The organism is Paraglaciecola mesophila, from assembly GCF_009906955.1.
Classification (GTDB): Bacteria; Pseudomonadota; Gammaproteobacteria; order Enterobacterales; family Alteromonadaceae; genus Paraglaciecola; species Paraglaciecola mesophila_A.
In genome coordinates this window covers 58,584-80,071 of the sequence record NZ_CP047657.1, presented here as the reverse complement: position 1 = coordinate 80,071, position 21,488 = coordinate 58,584, and the positions used below count along the sequence as shown (strand labels likewise).

Sequence of the window (21,488 nt, the reverse complement as noted above, 5' to 3'; positions counted from 1 at the left end):
TTCTAAGTCGCAATTCCTTTAGGAAAAATTTACGTGGGCAGTTTATGCTTCCACTGAAAATCTCCTAGCCTGAGGCAGTGCCGTAATTTCTCCGGTTACCAATTTCGAAGATAATTTTTTCAAACCACTTTTCTTGTACATTGATAACTTTATCTCTTGCGCCAATTTGCTTGTTGCAGTGATGATATACGTATTGTCAGCTGAGCTTGGCACCGACGTTATATGACCACTTTCAACTAGTAAGGATAATGCTCCGCGCATATTCCGGCGCTTCTCTTCTATACTTAATTGAGATTTACCAAATTGCGCCATCACATCATTTACTATCAACTTGTAATTTCCACCTGTGAATGCGTTTCGCCAATTGCAACAGAGATACTTGTGTAAGAACCGGGCTAAAGTCCCTTTGTGTGACAAGGTTCTATCAAATGAAAACTGCGAATAGTTCAATTCGAATAATTGCTCAACAACATAATCTGAGAATGAAATGAAACACCGATCTTTTGCGCGACCGGCCCCTGTCGTTTCCAATACTGCATCAGCAAAAACATCACTTGTAATAGCGATCTCTTTGCCCTCTCTATCAACCCGAACACGTGTTTTACTGTCACGTAAGATTATTAATGCTTCTCGAATGACGTCATAAGGTTTGGTTTTACCTATCTCTTTCAGAATTTCCCGAATTTGATACAAAGTGAAATAAACACCATAACGCGGTGAACTGCCAGGTAAGGCCTTTTTCGTTAATCCCCCGTTTGCGGCGATCATGAATAAAACCTGCTCGACGACTTCCTCTTTATCACCCGGGTACGCTAAATAAGAGACAATCTTGCCGTCTTCTTTGCGGGTTATCGTTGCAGGGTGAATGTCGCAAATAAGTTTGTTGTTACCGACTGAATATGGATTACTGACAATTAAATTGTGATCTGCACTGATTTGAGAACCCTTTATCGCTGGGTTTCGACCACGAATGAAACGCGGGATTAAATCTATATCGCCTATCGTGTTACTGAAACGTTGTAAACCATCATCACAATTATCCGGCTCGTCCACCAACATGAATAAATCCATCTGGCGTTCTTCGAGCTCTACGATCTCATCTTGTGTCAGTTCTTGGTTTACATAATCAGGTAACATGGGCGCTTCCTTTTTCAATTGATGTAAATTTACGCGAACAATTTATTGAGTGCCACTTGGTAATAGCACCTTATATTGATCGTTTTAGTACCTTTTAATGATCTTTTTTTGTTTCATCTGGAATCTAACGCATATTTCGTATTTTCGCGTATACATCTGGTTTATGAGAGTTTTTTATTGGATGGGGCTTATTAGGTACTATTTGAAAGTCTGCGATAGTGTAATAGTACCCAATAAGCCCATTCAGCCGTTGTAAGCATGACTATTATTAGCTTATTTTTCACTCTGATTAGTTTGCTTAGGCCACGAACACTGCAAAACATCCCCTCACCTCAAATCAATAGTACCTAGTTAGCCCCAAATACTAATTTCTCAGAGTTTTTAGGCTTTCAATCACCTTCAATTGCTTAACAAACAATCAAATATCCGTTTCATATTGGTCTAATAGTGCCTAATCAGCCCGCTTTGCGCTAATTAGGCACTATTGCTTTCCTGCTCGCCCCCATTGTAATGACTAATACTACCTAATTAGCACCGAGCAATTTCTAATAGTACCTATCTAGCCCATTTCCTGTCTTTTGGGCTTATTAGGCACTATTTTGGCCTTTGCTTAAGTAAATACTCGTTCAAATTCCTTGTTAAATTCTCCAAACATAATAATTAGCAATTTATTATGTTAAGGATAGGATTAAAGGGAAATGCTTTAGGATATAGGGATCTTCTTTTAGGTTAGGTATAAGGGGAGTGGCATTGAAAGCCTTGATTCATATGGCATTGAGTTGAAGTCTGGGGGTTACAAGGTACTAAAGCATGTGGAATTAGGTACTATTACATACAGTATTAGGTAGTAAGCGTGATCACTAGCAGGTGCCATGAAATGCGCTTATTGGGTACTATAGAAGATCACTCTAAGGTACTAAGTGATTTTCAACCCCCAGTCCATTCACAATTTTATCCACAAAACGATGGCTTTCGATCAATAAAAGGTAGTTTCTTAGCACTGTTTATGTCTACTTATCCACATTAGAAGCTATGATCTTCATTCAAAATGGGCATATTAGGTAGTATAAGATCATTCAAAGGCACTAAAACGATCACTGTTAGGTACTATGCAAAATGCCTTATCCACAAGCTGTTTTCACCACATATTAGCGAAGTGACAAGCGGAGCGTCTTTAACTTTTAGCCTACCCTTCAAATAGAATGAAGGAGACGCCTATCAATAACGACTTTATTGCATACTATTTAATGCGTTAGTTAACTTATGCCTACTTTTGCACACATTGACCTAAGTATGCTTTTGCACTATATTTTGTGCATAAATAACCTTACGTACTTAATATCATGCATAAAACTGAACATTTACTTTTGTCTTTAGGCGAGCTTATTAAAGGTACCAGAACCCTTTCAATGGATCAGGAAGAGCTAGGCCTGAGAACAGGCGTTGGGCGTAACACTATATCTGCAATCGAAAATGGACGTGGCGCCAATGCAAAACTGCTTTTTGCAGTGATGGAGCAATTGGACTTAATCGACGATTTTCAGGCTTTGGTTGACGAGAAGCTATCCGCTACCAGTAACAAACTTGTGCGTAAATCACGAAAAGAAGTAGAGAGCCTTTCTAATGACTTCTGAAGCTTATGTTTTTATCGATGGCCTAGAAGATACGCCCGTTATCTGTGGTGTTACTCGCATTAAAGACAACGGTAAGCCTGGTCAGTTCAGGTATGGTAAAAGCTATCTAGGGCGTCCAGATGCTTTTCCACTAGATCCCATTAACCTTCCACTCAGCGATGAGGTTTTTAGTACCTCGGCTAGGAATGGTTTATTCGGCGCTTTGACTGATGCCGGAGCAGACTCTTGGGGAGAGAAGGTAATTCTCTCTTTACACAAAACGAAACCAAAAAATAAACTCGAATTTTTACTCGCCGGCTCTGGTATGGGAGTTGGTGCGCTTGTGTTTAGCTTGTCTCAATCTGCTTCAAAACCTAAGTGGAACAAAAATATGGTTGGTGACGTTCCCATGTTGCTAAGGGCCAAAGATGCCATTTTAAGAGATGAAGCAATTCCTGAAGAAGCTAAAAAAGCATTTGAATATGGCTCAAGTATGGGTGGAGCTAGGCCGAAAACGATTGTCCAAGATGGCGATAGGTCTTACCTAGCCAAATTTAACCGACCGGACGACCTGTTTAATACCGTTAAGGTTGAACATGCCTCTATGACAATGCTTAAAGAATTGGGGGGCAAAGTCGCAAATACATCGACTTTGCATTCACATGGAAGTGATATTTTACTCGTTGAGCGGTTCGATTTATTAAAAGGTCGGCCAATTGCACACTTCCTAAGCGCAAACTCAATCTTCAATTTGCCGAAACTAAATAGTCAGTCGATGCAGACAACATACACATATGGATTCTTAGCTGAATTTATTATGAAATATGGTGATAACCCCTTAGATGCCCACGACCTCTATAAGAGAATGGCCTTCAATGTTTTTATGGGAAATACCGATGATCATTCTCGCAATCATGCACTCCTATACCACTTTGATTCTAAAAGGTGGGGCCTATCACCCGCCTACGACGTTTTGCCTATCAATAATTCCAAACAACATGGTATTGGGATCGGACAAGAAGGGCGTGAAGGGACTATCAGTAACCTACTAAGTCAATCAATGCGGTTTGGCTTAAGAGCCGATAAAGCACAAAAAATTATAAATAATGTCAAAGAGCTATGCACTGAATGGCCAAGTTACTTTGCTGCTCATGGCGTGGGTGGAGGAGACCTAGAACGACTCGAATTTGTCATTCCCGACGTCTAAATCAACGTTTGATTCGCATTGATGCTTTCTTTTGATTCCCCTAACCTTCTTTGACTTAAGAGAACAAACATTGACCACCTGACTAATGCTGGGTAAGATTAAACTGTATTTAAATACAGTAATTAATTATGGCAAATTTAATAGATTTAATGTCGGCTCTTGAAGCTGAAATTGTAGAACTCAGAATATTGCTGCGTGAAAAGGCTGTACCAGAGTTGTGTAGCTATTTTCATGTACCATTAGTCACCAAGGATGAAGAGAATTCAATTATTGAGTTTGGCTATTCAAATATCGAAGTGACAACCTTAACGGGCCATGAGGCATTGCAACGCAGTCTAGAAGCATTCTCTGACTTCTATGTTCCCGACAGCTCTTTTTCACGGCGTTTTGTTACTAAGCATCCTGGTCTTATTGTCGTTTCAGGTGGTCAGTCCGAAATATCTGCACAAGTCATGCGGGTTAACGCAGCGAAGTTGGCATTTAAAGCCGGTGTTCTTACTTTAAGCGATACAGCACTAGAAAAGTGGAAAGAAGTGCATGACCGTTTTATGCATTTGATTACGACAACTGTGTACCGTTCTATTTACTGCTTTGACGATGTTCATAGAATCAACTTCAATTGGGTTTCTCGACCCAGAGTAAGTAATTTATCGAAAACTGAATTGGTAGAAAAAATTGAGAGCGGAATGTTTACTATTCCACCATCTCATTCAATCCAGAGTTGGAAAGCAGTTTTAGACGCAGATAAATCTCTAATTGAGAAACAGAGAAATGAGACCTTTACTATCCGTCGGAGAATAAAATTGCGCCCCGAGGCATCTATTAGGCTGAAAGATGCAAATACCGCGTTAGGTTATAGTGCTGGACTGCCCTACATTGCGTTTAACAAACCCGCTTATTTCACTCCTTTGGAATCGTTTGATGCCAGCACAAAGCAGAATCGATCGAGAAAGGAAGATTCTATGCATTTGCTAATTAAGAGAATGAATTTGTATACTGAGCGCAATAGTGCGAACTCAGAATCTCATTAAACTATCCCTGTCGAGGCGGTTTACAACCGCAACTTTTAGCGATCGTCGTTCATGTCACATAACGTCGTCTTTATTAAAAGTGTTTTCTATACTAGTGTTACGACAATACTTTGCTAAAAAAAAAGCCGCCCAGTAATTGGAATGTCCAACTATTGAGGGTCACTTCAATTCCTGCTAAGGCTTTTCCAAAGGTTAGAGCACACATACTCTAAAACCCACACGTTACTAGGCAACGCTTTGGGTCATTTTTGACACGCGATCTTGTTTAACTTTTCATTAAATTGACATTTCCTGATTGAGTATTACAAATGATTTCTTCACACTGACATTATGTGGATCACTTCTTTTTTAATCACTTCAAATTTATCTTTAATAACTAATTGTTCAAGATAGAATTACATTTCTGTTCACCTTTATTCCCTCTCCCCTTCCCTCCCTGGTCGCTTCATGGCGTAGATATTAGCTAATATCTACGCCATGAAATGTAAATTATCCTCAAAGATTAGATAGGCATTGGCTTTAAAAGATAGTTTAGCTTTAGCACAGCTGTACAAGTATCATAGTCCACAAAATATAGTCAGATGTTCAATATAATTAATGAGTATAAATTAGGAAATTCAATATAAAACAATAACTTATTCTGTCATTTTGCTGGATGTTGCTATCCCGGCCGTGGGGTTTATAACCGCAACACTTAGTGTGCTCCAACTTTATCCAGAGATGGAATGGGACTAACCGAGTGTTGTAATATACAACGGTGCTTTTAATGACCCCCTCCATTACCCAGAGTTCTAACCCAGAGATGGAATGGGACTAGGCAGGTGTTGTAATTTACAACGGTGCTTTTAATGATCGCCGCCTTTACCCAGAGTTCGAATCCAGAGATGGAATGGGACTAGGCAGGTGTTGTAATTTACAACGGTGCTTTTAGTGATAACCGCCAATACTCAGAGTTCGAATCCAGAGATGGAATGGGACTAACCGAGTGTTGTAATATACAACCCCTTCTTACTTTACTTCGATTTCTGAGTGAAAAGTGTCAAATGAGTTAGGGGAGGATAAGTGTAAAGAAAATTTAGATTAAGAGAGCCAGTTGTAAATTACAACTGGCAACTAACGAGATGTATTACAGAAGATTGAAACTAAAACTAGAAAAAAAGACCGAGCTACTTAAATGCGCCAATTTGTTCCAGTGCATTGATAATCTCGTCTACATTACTACGATCAGGTAACCCAACAAAATTGAGGCTAATGCGGTCCCCTACCCTCTTTGCTGTCATCTTTGAACCGTCTAAATATAACGTTTTAGCAATTGGATTTAACACATCAGAAACATGTTTGATAACCGCTTTAAGGAACAGATTATCTTTCCTAGTTGGGTAATTCTCTTTAATAAAAGCAATTGCTTCTCGGACACCAGATTTATCTTTTTCATAAAGAGCTGCCACTTCAATCAATTGATTTAGCTTTACCTTGGTTACGTCTAATAGGACATCCTGCATGTTCTCTTCTTCGTAAAAAACACGCGCTTTTAAACTACGAGATAGATTTCCTTTATCCCAACCAATCAATTCGGCTATTTCATTATTAGACAAAATACCATCTTTAACCAAAGGCAGAATAGAAAGCCAACGCTCATAAGGGGTAATATCTTGACGGTCTTCATTTTCTGACAACATAACTTTGGTGGCATCAGCGTCACTCAAATCACGCAAAAACGCCTTGAAAACACCTACAGAACGACTGGCTTCAAACCGAACACGACCAACTATTAGTTCATAAATAATGCGCCCATCCGCTGTAACTTTGTCCGTTTTTCTGACGATACCGGGAAAGTGTTGCCCTTCTTTAGTAATGGATCTTTTTATTTGCTGAACTTTTACTGTATCTAACGAACTAGTATGTCTATCGTGGTACTTGAACATGATGACTTGGTCATGTTCCAAATAAAGAATCGGCTCTTTTACGGACTTGGCCCGTTTTTCGGAGGTTCCCATTGCCAACTTTATCGCAGGGTTTCGTGTCTGTGTTGCATTACCAGCATCTGTATTAACAACCTCAACATGTTCGCTATCGGTTTTTTTATCATTGAGCTTATCTAACAAACCACCAATGTTATTTCTACGCTTAACCATCGTATCCACTCCTTCTGGCTAAATCTTTGATAATTTCATTAAAGAGGCCACGCATATTTTCAGTGATTCGCTTATCAGGTTTCTCAGACTCCCAAGGAGTTTGAAAAACAGCAGAAGAGTTATCAATCGATTCAGAATGTAGCATTTGATTAGAGTACATATGAGAATCCAGCACAGCTTCCATTACTTCCATAAACTCTCTGGCCATGGAATTACGACGGTCATACATAGAGACCATGACTTTAATACTATTAAACGTTTTACCTTGCGCTACTCGTCCAACATATTCGGTAGCGGTTTCAAGGAACTGACGAGTACTAACGAAATCAAGCATTCTAGGCGGGCAGGGGATAATGATGTTATCCACTGAAAGCAAGGTCTGAATACCAATAATTCCTAGACTTGGTGGAGCATCAACAAAGATAAAATCAAATTGGTCTTTAATCGTGTCCACACCGTCTCTTAAGCGCTGGAAATATTCGAGCGCTTCATCTGCCGATCCGCCACTAATCTGTGAAGCAGCTTCAAACTCTGAACTACTCAAATGCTGATTAGCAGGGATAATATATAAATCATCAAAATGAGTAGGCTTTATAGCGTATTCAAGGGAGTTCTGTTCTCCGTAGAGCGTGTAGGGCAGAACAGTTTCATCTTCAGAAATCTCTTCATCAGCAATTATTCCGAATAACGCAGTAGAACTTGCTTGTGAATCCATATCTATTAAAAGCGTTTTAAATCCCTGTAAAGCGGTATACTGAGCAATATTGACAGCTGTCGTAGTCTTACCAACCCCTCCCTTAAAGTTATAAAGAGCAGTGGTGATGCCAAGGAAACTTTCAGGCGATTTGCGCTTAGCTTTAGGAACGATCCCAAAATGGTTGCGAAGAGCGTTTACTTGCTCCAAAGTATACCCAAGACGTCTACCTGTATCTGGGTTAAGATCAGGCTTGCTGATGATTCCCTGTTCTTCAGCCTTGTATAAAGTCGTAGTACTCTTTCCAATTAAGTTACAGACCTCTTTAGTCGAAAAAAGCCTCATTTTTCTTCTAGAGTGCGGAGCAATACCTTGGTTGCGAGCATGTTGGATAAGCGTATCCATAGCTTCTGTAACTTCTTTAAGTGATGATTCAGCCACTTGATCTGCTTCCTTCTTTCGTGTAAAAATCGCGTTAGTTCTTATTACTTATACTAATATAAGAAAATATAAAAAAAAATAAAACTTAACGTTTATTTCAATATATATAAAACTAAGAAGATTTCTAATGGAAAACGAAACCTCAGACATAAAAAGAGGAATGTTAGCAGCCAAAGAAGACTATCTTTTCTACTTAAGAAGTTTATTTGAGGGTCAAGATATCCATATTGGAGCTCTGCACTCTGCAGCCCTTAACCTTCATAATATTAGGGACTGTCACTATGATCCAAAAACAGTCAAAAGTGCATTGGATGAAGCAATAGAAACAGCTGACGAATTTACGCCGCGTGCTGTAACGGACGCTTTCGTTAAAATTTATCCTACGATAACAGACCAAACGAGTATCGCTGAACAAGTAGAGGACGCGCTTAAAGAACTAGAGCAGCAAAGTGATCAAGATATTTGCTATCAATATTCCACCTTTTGCTCCCACACATTACCTACATCTAAAACGAATAAACAAGTTCTAGTAACCGAATACCCGAACAATAAATTAACTATTAGTTCCATCGGCGAAGAAACCTTACCTTGGGGAGGCATTCCGCGCCTTATTATTCTTTATTTGAACACAATGGCGGTTAAATACAGTTCTAACACTATTAGTTTAGGCCAGAACATTAAAGAATTTGTTGAGTCACTTGGTTACGCCGCATCATACGTGGAGGGTGGAACAAATGACCAAGTTATGGGGCAACTAGAAAAACTGTATAAAACTGAATTCGGCCACGAACAGCAAGAAAAAATACTGTTGGATAACGGAACAATAGAAATAAGAACGAGCAAGAAAAGTTTCAAGCTATTCGATGAGAAACACACTTTTGAGATAGTAAGAGGAAATTTGACAGAACGAGCCGAAGCAACAGTGAGGCTATCAGATACTTACTACAAGGAGATTAAATCGCATCCAGTGCCACTTAGCCTAGAAACGATCAAAAGCTTAAAGAAAAGTCCGTTGGCTTTGGACTTATATGCGTTCATCTCGTACCGTACGAATACCAAACGGTTAATCGCCATCAAACTGAAAGATCTAATGAAGCAATTTGGCATAGAGGGTGAGGCTTGGAGGTTCAAAGACAAAGCAGAAAAAGCACTGATACTGGTAAAGAAATACTGGCCAGAGTGTAATATACTTATCAAGAATAACGCGATGGTAATCATTCCGAGTAAAACTCAAGTAACAGCCCGATAAACAATAATTCCTAAAATATTTAGAACCAGCTCTAAGCTGGTTTTTTTATATTTATTAAAAACCTCTTACTTCATACTATTCACAAATATAAAAAATTACCGATCTAATAAAAAAATTTACTTATTTGCCTAATTTTTATTGGATTTATATTTCTATTTTTTTTTATATTTTTATAAATCTTTCTAGTATTATAGGGACTTACAGAGGACTCAGCGGGACAAATGGCAGGGAATGATAAAATTCAAATAGCATGATCTAAGAGGGTTTATAGTATGAAGTAGGAGGTTTTATAGCATCAACTGAGAGAATTCGGCGATCAAATAGGAGAACATAGCGATCATGTCGGAGTCGCATCGATCAACTCAGAGGGCACATCCCTGTATCCCTTTAAAAACCTAGCTTGTAGAAGACTACAAGTAGATCTTTCAAGTATCTCTAAAGTAAAAAAATATATAAGTAAAAAACCTACACGAACATTAACTACCAATTCTTGAGCCAGAAGAGCAGGGCAGGGGGCTTTTTATAAACTTACACTGAGAAGGTCTGCTTTAGAATCATTAGTTTTTTTCTCCACACAGTCATATTATTGTTAAGCAGCTTATCTATCACTAACAACTTTTCTGCATCTGAAATATTCAAACGATCAAATGCGGTACTAAGTTGGTACTTAGAAGTATGAACAGGTGAAGCAAACAACAACCCTCGAGATGTTGAGATCTGTTTCAAAAAGTATATATAGACTTTCTATAGCAAATCTAACTCATTCTGAAGCTTATGACTTTTTACCAACCAAAAATTTTATTTGCGCCGACTTAACAAAACAGTATGCAAGTATACGCCAAGCTCAAGGTATCGAGCTAGCAAAGACTCTAGTGCTTAGGTTAGTGCAGGCTTATACGAGCTTCACGAGTACAAATTTATCTGGCACATCAGGCACCACCTATACTGGAATTTATAATGACTCTTGGGGGCAAGGCTCATGGGTTGGATATGGAACAAGTCACTTTAACGGTTACAGTAGAGCCAACGACTACAGCTTTATTGGTAATCGTGCAACCGACTTGCTAGATTTAGCATTTTCCCCGAATGCGAATATAAAATCTGTCGAAACAGCATTAGAAATTAATCAGTGTGAGATTCCTTGGTATTAGCTCAATACAGTTAATCAATAAACTATTAAACAAATTATGGTTTGTTTAACTTTAAATAAAAAGAGTTGTTCCTTACATCAGAGTAAGCTTAACTTTAGTAATTTCAAAGAGCGGATATCTACCAGAAAATTTTATTGAGAATACCGAAGTAGGTATTGAATTAATACTGCAATTTTTTTGGGGAATTTGGGAGTTAATCTTCAACAACCTTCGTGTGATAGTTAAACGCAATTAAAATGCCTATACCAAGACTTACCATGATGGATATACCAATCATAAAAGGAACGCTCATAGGTCTTCTCCTGTTACTGCTGTAGACAGTTTATGCTCTAAATATATGCCAATCGCGCTCAGAAATAAACCACTTAATAGGATTGCTAAGCCCATGTATCCGGTCATTTTGTCTTTCCCAACTAAGATACCAACCCAGCCAGCACCAATACAAAATACCCCTGTTTTGCGCGTATCTTCGCTAATGGCAGCATAGACTTTTCTGTATTTGATCAATGAGTGCTTCATGCTGCCACCTCACCCGTTGGCGCATGTAAACAAGGTAGTTTGATAGTGTGGCTTGGCGTATCTTGTTCTACATCATCGTAAACAAAAAGGCGCGTTATACCGTCGTATTGTTCGATATAAGCGATTAAACCGTATCCATCAATGTTAACGCTAAGACCAAGCTCAGCATCGTATCCTATTGAGCCTGTGACGCTTTCCTCTTCACCTTCGTCATAGAGCACGAACGGATTGCTTTTTACTGTTTGCAACTCTGCCCAACACATCACAATAAAATCACCGCATTGAAATGAAGGGTGCTCGATACCTTGAGCATCAAGGGTTGCCGCCATGGCGTTTGCTTCTTTGTACGTTGCAAACTGGTGTATTTGACTCAAAAGCAACGTCACATATGGCAGGATTTTAGCAATTTATAAGGTCAGCTCTATGCCTGGTCAGGCACCTAATACAATCTTGAAAATACGACGACATAAAGTATTGGAGCAAAGAATCCATTTAAAGGCCATCCCAGTTTTTTGCACTGTTCATAGCAGCATTTGAGACTTTGAATACAGTTAACCAACAGCAGGAAATTACAATGACTGATTCAGATATCACAACCCAACCTTTTGTAGATGCAAGTAAAGATGCGTTTGACACATTAGTCAGCAAATTATCCCTAACAGCTAAATCAAGCCTTCAATGCCAAGACATGCAAAATGATTACATCAACGAAGACGGCCACGTCATCGCTACTCACGAAATGATAGCTTGCCAAGACGTCTATCAGGTTCGCCAAAACCTAGCCTAATCCTGATGATGCGAGCCTTCAATTACTTATGGAGGAATAATAAAGGTACATGCTTATGCGATAGAGGTCTAGCTCTGAGATTTATAAGATTTCTTGTAATCTTAAGTTGTACAGTTAATAATCAAAAAAGAGCGTATTTTTTACCGTTTAACGAGTTATTATTAAAGGAATGCTATGAAAATGTTCAAATCAATTATTTTATCGACCCTGATTCTAGCGACGAGCCCTGTGGTTTGTGCAGCGGTCGCCTCGGATGAAATTAAAGAAGAGCGTGTTGTTTCGCAAGCTTACAATTTTAATGACTTTGCAACTTACTTGGGAATGACGCCCAAGGAATACTTTAAATTTAGTGGCGCGTATGCAACTGATAATGCTTCTAGTGTACTTCCAGACTTTATCGACATCCAGACACATCCTGCATATATTGAAGCAAGAGATTTACAGTTAAGTGGTTTAAACGTCCCCGACTCTTTAATCCTTCAAATTGAATCAATATTTGCAAAGAATCAGGAATTGTTTGCTGATTACATGCAGATGGATATGACAGAACTACTGCGAAAGGAGGATAAATTTGAAAAGTTGACTTCAGTTCTAAATGGTTTGGACGCTAGCTTGAGTCAGCCCTCCCAGAAATCAAGCGGGGCAGCTTTTGTAAATAACGTTGAAGAAATTGAAAGGATTGTAGTGATTGCTAATGAAAATAGTATTCGAAAAACCAGCTCAGGTTCTTATACGTCCTTAACTGTAATGATATATGACTTTGGAATGCAATTAAATAGCGGACTTGGGGGGGGGCTCCGAGTTGATTTCCATACGTCAAATGGATACTACGGCTCGCAAGACTGGATCGTTAATCGCTTCAGAGCATACCCAACAGGTAATATTTTTTGTAATACCGAGATGTGCTCTCTTAATCCTTATTAAGTGTTTGGTATTTGGCCAAGCAAGCCTAGTAAAATATTTACTGCATAAATGCCCCCGTGCAAGGGGCATTGGCAATCGGATGCTAAAACAGTTCAATTGATTTCCACTTTCTAGATATCGTCAACCAACCATAGGGCTTATATAGACTCTCTTGAGCAGACTTGATTGTAAGATTCCATTGAAGCACTTTATGTTCCATGTGATAAGGTATTTTAACGCCTTTCAATTCAATATAACCTCTCATTCCATCAATTTTTAGTTTGTAACGGTCAAATCTAATTCGGCCTGAAAGTTTGAACAAAAGGACGCTTGCAGAGCCAAAAGAAACAAAAATGTCAATTAATATATAAATCAAATTTTTTACCTCTTAGTTGTCTAATTTATTTCTTATAGCTAACTTATTTGTTTATAAAACAACCGCAATAAAAAGGGTTTCATTAAAATTATTGGAACAGGCTCGGGGGGGAGCATTAAAACTATTTGAATTAATCTTATCGTTTGCTTGCAAGACAGTCAGTGATCAAGATGTAAATAAAGGTAAAAAATCCACTCCTCAAATCGCCCCTTTAATTTGATACACCCCGATTAATATATACGTTAACCCTATCAGCAACACCATTAAATTAAATAGCTCTAGGGGGCAATATGTCAGATTTCATTACTTTAGCTTGCACACCACATAAGAATGCAAAGCGCACCTTCATCGAGGGCCAAATTCTTGCTCGCAATGGTTTTGTAAAAAGGCGTCACGTATACGCGCACAACAACCCCACAAGGTATCGTTTTGGAGCTAGACGGAACAGGCCCACTTAAGGTTGTCGGAAAGGCGGTTCGAGGTTGCCAGCATAAGAAGCCTGTAATTGATGTTTGCAACAAAGACTTCGCTGAGTTCACTGGTGATGCAGAGCAAGTTCAAATTCATGCTGAATACGGGCGCGTTACAATTAAAGTACACACAAGTGAGAAGCGAAAAGCAGAGCGTGAAGCGTCGTTTGAAAAAGCCTGTAACGTAGGGACGTTAACAGAAGGAACGCTTTGTGTTGGTATCGGCATGAGCACACTAGCCTTGCACCACGGCTTTAAAAACGCAGGCTATAGCATCAAAACAAAATGGGTAGCGGACCGTGCGAGAAAATACCTTGATGTTGCAATACGCAATAACCCAGCTGTGACCAAAGACACTAAAATCATCAATAGCGCCCTTGAGATGGTTGAGCTAGACGAATACTCAAGCGTTAACATTTGCCAGTTTTCTTTGTCATGCAGAGGCCATTCAAAGAGCGGTAAAGCAAAGAACAAAATTACATTAGCTGAGCAACACTCAAAAGATGCAGCAGGTGCTTACGGCCTGATGAAAGCTCTAGATCGTATCAACGCTGCCGTGTACGTCAGTGAAAACGTTCCTGAAGCACAGGACAGTGCAACCTATGCACTTATCAAAGCGACGTTTCAGGCGCTTAGTTACAACGTGTACGAAGCGAATTTAGATAGCGAACAATCAGGCTCACTTGAACAACGCCCCCGCTATTGGTTTATTGCCGTATCAAAAGGTTTATCGTTCAACACACAAAGCACTATACCGTCATTCCCACGCCCTTATGCAACCCTAGGTGAAATCATGGAGCCGATAGCTCACGATGATGGAATGTGGTCAGACAATACGTACCTAAAAGAAAAAGCAATTCGGGATGCTGCAAACGGGAAGGGATTTAAGCGCCAATTGGTAACCGGCTCCGCAAAGTCTATTGGTGTAATTAACCGCCTATACGCAAAGCGCCAGTCAACGCCCCCTATGATAGTGCGTGAAGATGCCATGGAACGCCTGTTAACCCCTAAAGAACATGCCTTAGCTAAACAGTGTGACCCAATGCTGGTGGCCGATACCACGGTTACTACCAGTCATGAGGGTTTAGGGCAGGGGATTGATATGAAGCAGGGAGAGGGTATAGCGCAATTTATCGGTGAAGCGATATGTAACTTAGTTAAGCGCCCCCGTAAACAAGTACAGGCTCAGCTCAATATGTTTGATTTACTTTTCGGTGATTACTTGGCTGCTTAAAGTAAATAATCTTGTGCCGGACGAATTAATTCGGCCCGTTAAATAATCAGAATTTACAATAAAATATGCTCGTAAGAGAATTTTTATTGATATTTAATATCCTAGTTTCCACTGTCTACCACAATAATTAACCTAACAACTACAGCGTAAAAAAAGAGCTATTTTGTCACGTCGATTTTTTTACATCACTGAGTTTAAGCTATAAATATAAACCCCAGTAGGTTCTGTTTGATTTGAACTAAAGCTACTGGGGGGAGCTCTCAGCACCGTTATAATGTAATTGCCTTTTACAAATATGGAAGCAACGCTATTTGCTACGTCAGCACTCACTATTTTCTCAACTTTGCCTTGACTATCTATTAAAAAATGAACAATTTTCTTATCATTCCCTAGAATAATGCCATGTGGGCTAAATGCAAGATGGTCATAATTAGCATTGTCGGTAATGATGCCTGATAATTTTGTTTTATTAGCTATGATATCACCTGCTAAACTAAACCGAACGAGGCCGCCTTCTCCTAAGAAATCGGGATTGTCAGATGGTCCTGAATCAATATAAATATAATTGTCTCTATATTCTAAATCCAGCACACTCCAAGTTTTTGGCTCTCTAACTGTTGAAAGGAGTTGATAACTCTCGCCTTGTTTTTTGTATAAAGACACTAACGTATTTAATTCCCCCTTACCCACAGTGATTAAGCGATCATCCGGTAGAGATATAATACTTGTTATAAAGGTATCGCTACTAACAACTATATTACTGTCAAGGCCACTATCTACGTTACAAGCCTCCCAAACCGTATTAGAAAATGGTGTTGCAGACATTGTCGTTACCCAATAAAAACAATCATTTCCAGATGTAAAAGGTACTTGTCGTAGTGCCTGCTCGTCAGTGCGAGAGAGCTCATCGAGCTCAATGCCATCGTAGCTATAGAAAATTATTTTATTTGTATCATGAGCCGCTAGAATATTATTTTGCACTTCAAATAATGGAAATGGGCTTTCAACGTATAAATGAGTTCTATCAATAAATCCATTTTCATCTAAATTGATGGTTAGTAAACCAGAAGAGGAGGGTATTAGAAGTTGGTTGTTCCAGCTAGTTATTACATTCTCTGGACCAGACACCCACATTGAATCTATAGCCTCAATGGTAACGACGATTTCATCTATATTATCTGTTTGGTCTTCATCTCCACTTCCCACTTTATCTCCCCCACACCCAAAGAGAAGTGCGTTCAGAAATAAGTAAAACCATATCAATTTCTTTCTCATAACATTTCTGTACTCGTTACAAATTATCAGTTTTGTTACCGATAAAGTTTGGTTGGCTAGGGGCAAGCGTTAGACTTTGTCAATTGCACTGCATTAGAGTTATCACTGCAAATTCCGTTATTATCGCATGCTTTAATCGTCGCAGTACTAAGAGCGGGAACACTAACTTCTCTGATTAAATATTCTGTTGAGCTGTGCGTGTATGTTAGTATTCCATTTACATAGATATTATAGGATGCGGCACCCTCCACACTATTCCAATAAATCCAATTTTGCCCATAACAGTTACTCCAAGTTGCATTTAAAACTGGTGGTATTAGAAGCTGATTACCATCAAAAAAATCTATAGCAGCCTTGAGGTCAGGCCTTACTCCGACTTCAACTCCTGGCGGTTCAGTGGTGCCAGTTGCTTTTAGAAGCCCTCTAATTGTATCAACCTCCAATGCTACACCATTTCTTTGTTTGTAATAGCCTTGCAACGATGCAACAGCGCCAGCTACAATTGGGCTTGCTGCAGATGTACCAGAAAACCCATCACCGTAAGTTCTATTTGCTCCTCCGTTAAATAGAGTTGTTCCGTTGAGGCCTGCTGATGAAACTTTGTGACCCCAACCATTTAAATCAATTCGTGTACCATAATTGGAACTTGCTCTACGAGTTATAGTTCCACTCGCATTCGTTGAGGCAACCAAAATTGCTCCGGAATTCCTTACGTTCAAGTCAAATCGATTTAAATAAACACTTGAATCTAAATTTTCATTACCATTTCCAGCAGCTTCCACTACAATAATACCGTTTAAATATGCATACTGTATGGCGTCAAAATTGGATTGTGCCCATTCCATTGGGACGCAATGGTCTTGGCTATTTGAAACGCAAGTATCGCCAGCGTTGATATCTCTATTTATTTGCCCTTCAAGAATCAGGATATCGCCCGTATCCAAAGCATCAGCCGCATTGGAAATCGAGCTTGCCGTACTTGTCCCCCATCCATAGAATCCAATTTGACTACCATGGGCAATTCCTTTGATGCCAAAATTGTTATCTAAACCGCCAATTATACTCATTACAGCTGTTCCATGATCACCGTCATTTAAATCATTAACTCTGATAAAAGGAGTGGGTAAGTCTTCATGGTTTGAATTATATCCATTTTCCATGTCGATAATTTTTACACCACTGCCGTCACCTCCGAGCTTAGTCCAGGCATAATCGGCATTTATACCTAAAGGACTTGCACCTAAGTATGTTTGGTAAGCTTCAAGATTTGGCGTTGGGTTTGATTCTTGAGTAGGTATAACCGGACTTTCTAGTTCTACATGAGAAATTTGTGGAGTTCTAACTAACGCATTGTATATTGCTAAAACTACCTCGTCAGTCATATCTGAGGTTATGTCGATTGTATACCAGTTTCCCAGCATGGGTAATTTTACAACCTTTTTCAGGTGTTTTTTACGTTTATCACTATAAGACTTTATTTTATGGAGTTTTTTTATTTTCTTTATATATGGAAAGGTTTTCATAGCTGTAACGAAATCATTTTCTTTACCGTCTTTTTTCACAAATTTATTTACTTTAAATTCAATATCATCGAATTCTTCGCTGATTTTGAAATTAATTCTTAAATAATCAATTTTGTTCAAAAAACTCTTAGATTTGAGAGGTGAGTGCTCATTTGCATAAATGGGGTGGGGGGCTAAAAATACAAAGAACAACGGTGTATGTCTTTTTAGAAATCATAACAATCCTTATTAATTTGATATTCGGCTCAATACAGCTCATTCCGTTAACATTTTTAACATATTAATAACGTTTCTAGTTGTCAACCGAGTGTTATTTTATCCATTATTAGTGTATTTATTAATATATAACAGTAGCTTAAATGAAGCTCTGTTTGTTATTTCCAATAATGCCTCTGCGGGCCCCTTTTTAAATATTTAGTAAACTCAAAATACTATCCTCTTATTTACTGACCCGCGTGGTCACCAGTTGTAATCTGCTATTTCAGACTGGGTAATATAACGGCTCAGTCTTTCTAATTTATATCTATCATGCTCATGACACCCGAAATTGAGGCGGTACCCTGCCGCGGACATCAGTGAAAACGTGGCTGAAGAAAAGGCGCAGCTCAATATGTTTGATTTACTTTTCGGTGATTGCTTGGCTGCTTAAGCCAAGCAACTCCACAGAGTTTACTATTAATAAAGAGACAACCTATAATGTACTAAAGAGCTACTCACGAAGAGTTAAAAGCCGTTTTCAAAAAGCTTAGGCAACTTCAAATATACAGAAAAGTGGTGGGTGATTCACATCGGTGGCAACAACTTACGGCTATTCGCCTTTACCGAGTTTCGACATCATCGAATGTTTGTAAAACATATCGCAATTAGGATTATCTATAATGCTTGCTATTAAAGAAGTCACAAAGCTGGCCGCTGATTTAAATACTATCGCACCGTTCATGCGTGAGATACATGATGACAACGAGCTTGAACAAGCTTTGGGGCTTATGGAAGCCTTAATTGAGGATTATGATACTAATCTTGTGGTAATCGAAGCCTTGGGGAATGCTATCACTCGCTTCGAGGATGCAGCCTCTTCATTTGTTGGCTTTAATCAAAGCGTGAATGAAAGTGATCCAGCAGTGGGCACCCTTAAAGTATTGATGGAACAGCATAATTTGAATACCAATGATTTTGAAAATGAAATTGGTAAGAAAAGCATGGTTTCGCAAGTGTTATCTGGTGGAAAGTCTTTAAGTCGTAAGCATATCGAACTTTTATCAAAGCGCTTCAATATCAGCCCTGCTTTGTTTTTTGGTATTTAGGTTATGACTCGTCATGACCGCACGGTTGAACAACCCGAGCAATTTGATACTGCACAGGTTGCCAAAACCAGTCTGAAAGTATTCTTCAATATATGCGATAAATGGGGGTTGAACACCGATGAAGCGCTTCGCTTAATGGGGGAGCCTAGTCGCGACACGTTTACCAAATGGAAGCAGGGAGGCGCTACCAAATTAACCCAAGACCAGCTAGCGCGAGTATCAATTACACTAGGCGTATATAAGGCGCTGCGCTTACTTTTTCCTACAACTGAGCAAGCCCATGGCTGGATTAATAAGCCGAGCACCCATTTTGGCGGCAAGCCTGCCAGAGAGTATTTCTGTATAGGAAACCTCACTAACATGCTGGACTTGCGAAAGTATTTGGATTCGGTAATTCATTCTAATTAAGTGTCTGTGAAACTCCGTTTAATCTCTTCCCAATAATTTGCCACCCCCTACCATAGTGTCACGTTAGCTCTGTACTTAACTAACCCAGAGAGAGACGCTATGACCATTATCAATCGTGAACAACTTACTATAGCAACTCAACCTAGCTTGGCAAGCCGCGCGGTATTAACAGTCATCGTTGATACAAGCATGAGAAAACACGGCTTCATTTTTCCTCTTGCTGCTATCCCTTTCGTCACCTCAGAAATCCCTAGCACCATTGGTCAAGAGGGTATTTTAAGCAACACAGCTTATGTGATGGACGATACAGAAAATGCCTTCACGGCCATTGAGAACCTACTTATTGAAATCGGTTTAGCCAATAACGTTGTGATGATCAATGAGATAGGCGGCAATACCGATGAAACGTTCTATAAGGTCACACTCAATCTAACGGAATTCATGACACCCGTTGCGGCATAGCCGTAACAACAATGCGGGCTTCTGCTTTGAAGCCCAATAGCTTCTATGTATCTCGCTCCGTTCAGTAACATTCTTAGGTCGGGATATTTACTAACAAAGGAAATAACGTTATGTGTACATCAAATCTGGAGGCAATTGAAGCCAAATTTTCGAATACCAACCCTGCTGTCGTTATGGTCGCGGGGGAAGAAATTAAGGAAGATATCTTTCAAGATGAAGAGATTGATTGGCGCCTGATTGAAATCGATGACTTTATCAATGACTTGTTCGTTTGGATAGGGGAGGCCGATAAAGAAAGCACCGGCTGTATACTGATGAAGCAAGATTTATTCATGCTTAATGGTTGGGAGGACCAATATGTTTGGTCCAGTATATTAACTAATAAATTTGTATCACCGACTCTGCATACTGAGAGGTTTAATGACATATGCGAACAGGTCTTGAAAGCTAACTGTTCGGAATAATGTGTTTTGCAAAAGCGCCTCTAAAGACAGGCGCTATTGTTTCCATACCTGGTATCGCTACCGCTTACAGGTATTATAGTTTTAAGTCTGGTGGTAAAGAGATAAGCGAACTGGGGCGAAACCGAAACGAAAAGTAAGTGGAAAAAGAAACAGGCGTAGGCCACGCCTAGAAAAAATGCACTAGGCCACCTTGTTATACAGCACTTTTTTATCCCTTGTTGCTTCCTGAACTCGCTTAGCTAACTCCCTTTTTTGTTCGCTACTCATAGCCCATACATTCATACACCAACCATCATTTAGCGCTCTACAGATTTTACAGCCCATTTCCAATTCGTTATTCATACACTACCCCTATTAATACCTTATGAATTCAACGTATCAATAGCCGTGCACCTGTCAAAAAGCAGACTTTATATGTTGTGAAAAATGACATTTAACCCTTTTAAAATAGCCCTTTAGGGAAGCCCCATATAGTTGCATAACATTAGGAATGTGGCACATTGGACTCACTTAAACAAAATCGGAAAAAGGTATGAAAAATAAATTTTTTATTGGGCTCACTTGCTTAATTTTAGGAGGATGCGCAGATTCACCAAGTGTCGATAAGTTGTTAGAAAATGAAGTTCTAATGTCAGAAATTCAGAGAGGAGTACAGAGAAGCAACGCAAATAGTGGAATGGTGCCAATTACGCTAGACCTGGGCTATCTGGTTCACGAAAAGTTAATTACTGATGCTAGTGTTGATGAAATACGTTCTCTAACTAAATGTCCAAATTTAAATGGAATAGAATTGATTATCACACGGGGTAATATTACACATGTTGATGTTGATGTTGATGCTACTAAATGTGTTGAAACGTAATTATTTAAACAACATAGGAAATCACTATGGATACAATAGCTTTAGCAGCTGAAAGGGAACTTGCTGAATATGAAAATCTTGAATTTCAAAACACCACGTATGTTGGCCCTTACTGTGCGTTATGGGACAACCCAAGCCTTACAGTTGGGGAACGTGATGCGATGATCCCCTTCTGAATGAGATTTATAATCTAAACTCCGCATATGCGGGGTTTTTTTGACTGACCGCTTCCTCTCTTCGCGG

23 protein-coding genes are annotated in these 21,488 nt (G+C 39.3%); 15 read left to right on the top strand and 8 right to left on the bottom strand.

The window, feature by feature from the left end; translation table 11 throughout:
• Nucleotides 1-42 precede the first annotated feature (42 nt).
• Entirely contained in the window at nt 43-1,137 is a 1,095-nt protein-coding gene (locus tag FX988_RS21545; RefSeq protein WP_160182305.1) for a hypothetical protein, read from the bottom strand.
• 1,343 nt (nt 1,138-2,480) lie between these two features.
• Between FX988_RS21545 and FX988_RS21540 the strand changes: the two genes are divergently transcribed.
• The 3 genes from FX988_RS21540 (at nt 2,481) to FX988_RS21530 (ending at nt 4,988) form a co-directional block, all read left to right on the top strand.
• Nucleotides 2,481-2,771, top strand: coding sequence for a helix-turn-helix domain-containing protein (locus FX988_RS21540; RefSeq protein WP_013755325.1), 291 nt, complete (start codon nt 2,481-2,483; stop codon nt 2,769-2,771).
• On the top strand, nt 2,761-3,957 hold the full coding sequence (locus FX988_RS21535) for a type II toxin-antitoxin system HipA family toxin (protein ID WP_013755326.1): 1,197 nt from the start codon (nt 2,761-2,763) through the stop codon (nt 3,955-3,957). The genes FX988_RS21540 and FX988_RS21535 overlap by 11 nt, the downstream gene beginning before the upstream one ends.
• A gap of 128 nt (nt 3,958-4,085) precedes the next feature.
• Nucleotides 4,086-4,988, top strand: a complete 903-nt coding sequence (locus FX988_RS21530) for a DNA replication terminus site-binding protein (protein WP_201751687.1) — start codon at nt 4,086-4,088, stop codon at nt 4,986-4,988.
• A 1,166-nt stretch (nt 4,989-6,154) separates the two neighbouring features.
• On the opposite strand, the gene FX988_RS21525 is transcribed toward FX988_RS21530, so the two are convergent.
• A complete protein-coding gene (locus tag FX988_RS21525; RefSeq protein ID WP_160182304.1) occupies nt 6,155-7,123 on the bottom strand; it encodes a ParB/RepB/Spo0J family partition protein in 969 nt (322 codons plus the stop codon).
• Nucleotides 7,116-8,258 (bottom strand): AAA family ATPase, encoded by a 1,143-nt coding sequence (locus FX988_RS21520; protein WP_160182303.1) that lies wholly within the window; start codon nt 8,256-8,258, stop codon nt 7,116-7,118. Before FX988_RS21520 ends, FX988_RS21525 begins: the two co-directional genes overlap by 8 nt.
• A gap of 127 nt (nt 8,259-8,385) precedes the next feature.
• Between FX988_RS21520 and FX988_RS21515 the strand changes: the two genes are divergently transcribed.
• Together FX988_RS21515 and FX988_RS21510 are read left to right on the top strand one after the other, a co-directional pair.
• Nucleotides 8,386-9,507: a replication protein RepA gene (locus tag FX988_RS21515; protein ID WP_160182302.1), complete on the top strand. Its 1,122-nt coding sequence runs from the start codon at nt 8,386-8,388 to the stop codon at nt 9,505-9,507.
• Between the two features lie 683 nt (nt 9,508-10,190).
• Nucleotides 10,191-10,658, top strand: coding sequence for a hypothetical protein (locus FX988_RS21510; RefSeq protein ID WP_160182301.1), 468 nt, complete (start codon nt 10,191-10,193; stop codon nt 10,656-10,658).
• Nucleotides 10,659-10,946: 288 nt separating this feature from the next.
• Here FX988_RS21510 and FX988_RS21505 read toward each other — a convergent pair whose 3' ends face one another.
• Both FX988_RS21505 and FX988_RS21500 read right to left on the bottom strand, forming a co-directional pair.
• Nucleotides 10,947-11,177, bottom strand: a complete 231-nt coding sequence (locus tag FX988_RS21505; RefSeq protein ID WP_160182300.1) for a hypothetical protein — start codon at nt 11,175-11,177, stop codon at nt 10,947-10,949.
• The gene (locus FX988_RS21500; protein WP_254700806.1) at nt 11,174-11,551 is read right to left on the bottom strand and encodes a hypothetical protein; all 378 of its coding nucleotides are present in this window, start codon (nt 11,549-11,551) and stop codon (nt 11,174-11,176) included. Before FX988_RS21500 ends, FX988_RS21505 begins: the two co-directional genes overlap by 4 nt.
• Nucleotides 11,552-11,751: 200 nt before the next feature.
• Here FX988_RS21500 and FX988_RS21495 point away from each other — a divergent pair, with 200 nt between their 5' ends.
• From FX988_RS21495 to FX988_RS21485, 3 genes are all read left to right on the top strand, one after another.
• Entirely contained in the window at nt 11,752-11,964 is a 213-nt protein-coding gene (locus FX988_RS21495) for a hypothetical protein (RefSeq protein ID WP_160182299.1), read from the top strand.
• Nucleotides 11,965-12,138: 174 nt separating this feature from the next.
• On the top strand, nt 12,139-12,888 hold the full coding sequence (locus FX988_RS21490) for a hypothetical protein (RefSeq protein ID WP_013755104.1): 750 nt from the start codon (nt 12,139-12,141) through the stop codon (nt 12,886-12,888).
• A gap of 784 nt (nt 12,889-13,672) precedes the next feature.
• Nucleotides 13,673-14,947, top strand: a complete 1,275-nt coding sequence (locus tag FX988_RS21485) for a DNA cytosine methyltransferase (protein ID WP_160182298.1) — start codon at nt 13,673-13,675, stop codon at nt 14,945-14,947.
• A 180-nt stretch (nt 14,948-15,127) separates the two neighbouring features.
• Here FX988_RS21485 and FX988_RS21480 read toward each other — a convergent pair whose 3' ends face one another.
• Nucleotides 15,128-16,222, bottom strand: a complete 1,095-nt coding sequence (locus FX988_RS21480; protein ID WP_160182297.1) for a hypothetical protein — start codon at nt 16,220-16,222, stop codon at nt 15,128-15,130.
• 56 nt (nt 16,223-16,278) lie between these two features.
• Nucleotides 16,279-17,865 (bottom strand): S8 family peptidase, encoded by a 1,587-nt coding sequence (locus FX988_RS21475; RefSeq protein WP_160182296.1) that lies wholly within the window; start codon nt 17,863-17,865, stop codon nt 16,279-16,281.
• A 658-nt stretch (nt 17,866-18,523) separates the two neighbouring features.
• On the opposite strand from FX988_RS21475, the gene FX988_RS21690 reads away from it, so the two are divergent.
• The 5 genes from FX988_RS21690 to FX988_RS21450 all read left to right on the top strand — a co-directional run bounded on the left by FX988_RS21690 (nt 18,524) and on the right by FX988_RS21450 (nt 20,383).
• Nucleotides 18,524-18,637 (top strand): type II toxin-antitoxin system HigB family toxin, encoded by a 114-nt coding sequence (locus tag FX988_RS21690; protein ID WP_201751686.1) that lies wholly within the window; start codon nt 18,524-18,526, stop codon nt 18,635-18,637.
• Nucleotides 18,624-19,049, top strand: coding sequence for a helix-turn-helix domain-containing protein (locus tag FX988_RS21465; RefSeq protein ID WP_160182295.1), 426 nt, complete (start codon nt 18,624-18,626; stop codon nt 19,047-19,049). The genes FX988_RS21690 and FX988_RS21465 overlap by 14 nt, the downstream gene beginning before the upstream one ends.
• Nucleotides 19,050-19,052: 3 nt before the next feature.
• Nucleotides 19,053-19,457 (top strand): antitoxin Xre-like helix-turn-helix domain-containing protein, encoded by a 405-nt coding sequence (locus FX988_RS21460; RefSeq protein WP_160182294.1) that lies wholly within the window; start codon nt 19,053-19,055, stop codon nt 19,455-19,457.
• Between the two features lie 99 nt (nt 19,458-19,556).
• On the top strand, nt 19,557-19,919 hold the full coding sequence (locus FX988_RS21455) for a hypothetical protein (RefSeq protein WP_160182293.1): 363 nt from the start codon (nt 19,557-19,559) through the stop codon (nt 19,917-19,919).
• A 110-nt stretch (nt 19,920-20,029) separates the two neighbouring features.
• Nucleotides 20,030-20,383 (top strand): hypothetical protein, encoded by a 354-nt coding sequence (locus FX988_RS21450; RefSeq protein WP_160182292.1) that lies wholly within the window; start codon nt 20,030-20,032, stop codon nt 20,381-20,383.
• 180 nt (nt 20,384-20,563) lie between these two features.
• Here the strand turns inward: FX988_RS21450 and FX988_RS21685 are convergent, their stop codons facing one another.
• Nucleotides 20,564-20,725: a hypothetical protein gene (locus FX988_RS21685; protein ID WP_013755111.1), complete on the bottom strand. Its 162-nt coding sequence runs from the start codon at nt 20,723-20,725 to the stop codon at nt 20,564-20,566.
• A 190-nt stretch (nt 20,726-20,915) separates the two neighbouring features.
• On the opposite strand from FX988_RS21685, the gene FX988_RS21445 reads away from it, so the two are divergent.
• Both FX988_RS21445 and FX988_RS21440 read left to right on the top strand, forming a co-directional pair.
• Nucleotides 20,916-21,245: a hypothetical protein gene (locus FX988_RS21445; RefSeq protein WP_160182291.1), complete on the top strand. Its 330-nt coding sequence runs from the start codon at nt 20,916-20,918 to the stop codon at nt 21,243-21,245.
• A 26-nt stretch (nt 21,246-21,271) separates the two neighbouring features.
• Nucleotides 21,272-21,421, top strand: coding sequence for a hypothetical protein (locus FX988_RS21440; RefSeq protein ID WP_160182290.1), 150 nt, complete (start codon nt 21,272-21,274; stop codon nt 21,419-21,421).
• Nucleotides 21,422-21,488: the final 67 nt, after the last annotated feature.

Coding starts and splice junctions, on each gene's coding strand:
- FX988_RS21685 (WP_013755111.1), bottom strand. CDS start 20,725: ATGAATAACGAATTGGAAATGGGCTGTAAAATCTGTAGAGCGCTAAAT.
- FX988_RS21445 (WP_160182291.1), top strand. CDS start 20,916: ATGAAAAATAAATTTTTTATTGGGCTCACTTGCTTAATTTTAGGAGGA.
- FX988_RS21530 (WP_201751687.1), top strand. CDS start 4,086: ATGGCAAATTTAATAGATTTAATGTCGGCTCTTGAAGCTGAAATTGTA.
- FX988_RS21515 (WP_160182302.1), top strand. CDS start 8,386: ATGGAAAACGAAACCTCAGACATAAAAAGAGGAATGTTAGCAGCCAAA.
- FX988_RS21490 (WP_013755104.1), top strand. CDS start 12,139: ATGAAAATGTTCAAATCAATTATTTTATCGACCCTGATTCTAGCGACG.
- FX988_RS21525 (WP_160182304.1), bottom strand. CDS start 7,123: ATGGTTAAGCGTAGAAATAACATTGGTGGTTTGTTAGATAAGCTCAAT.
- FX988_RS21540 (WP_013755325.1), top strand. CDS start 2,481: ATGCATAAAACTGAACATTTACTTTTGTCTTTAGGCGAGCTTATTAAA.
- FX988_RS21505 (WP_160182300.1), bottom strand. CDS start 11,177: ATGAAGCACTCATTGATCAAATACAGAAAAGTCTATGCTGCCATTAGC.
- FX988_RS21460 (WP_160182294.1), top strand. CDS start 19,053: ATGACTCGTCATGACCGCACGGTTGAACAACCCGAGCAATTTGATACT.
- FX988_RS21465 (WP_160182295.1), top strand. CDS start 18,624: ATGCTTGCTATTAAAGAAGTCACAAAGCTGGCCGCTGATTTAAATACT.
- FX988_RS21455 (WP_160182293.1), top strand. CDS start 19,557: ATGACCATTATCAATCGTGAACAACTTACTATAGCAACTCAACCTAGC.
- FX988_RS21545 (WP_160182305.1), bottom strand. CDS start 1,137: ATGTTACCTGATTATGTAAACCAAGAACTGACACAAGATGAGATCGTA.
- FX988_RS21440 (WP_160182290.1), top strand. CDS start 21,272: ATGGATACAATAGCTTTAGCAGCTGAAAGGGAACTTGCTGAATATGAA.
- FX988_RS21480 (WP_160182297.1), bottom strand. CDS start 16,222: ATGAGAAAGAAATTGATATGGTTTTACTTATTTCTGAACGCACTTCTC.
- FX988_RS21535 (WP_013755326.1), top strand. CDS start 2,761: ATGACTTCTGAAGCTTATGTTTTTATCGATGGCCTAGAAGATACGCCC.
- FX988_RS21495 (WP_160182299.1), top strand. CDS start 11,752: ATGACTGATTCAGATATCACAACCCAACCTTTTGTAGATGCAAGTAAA.
- FX988_RS21450 (WP_160182292.1), top strand. CDS start 20,030: ATGTGTACATCAAATCTGGAGGCAATTGAAGCCAAATTTTCGAATACC.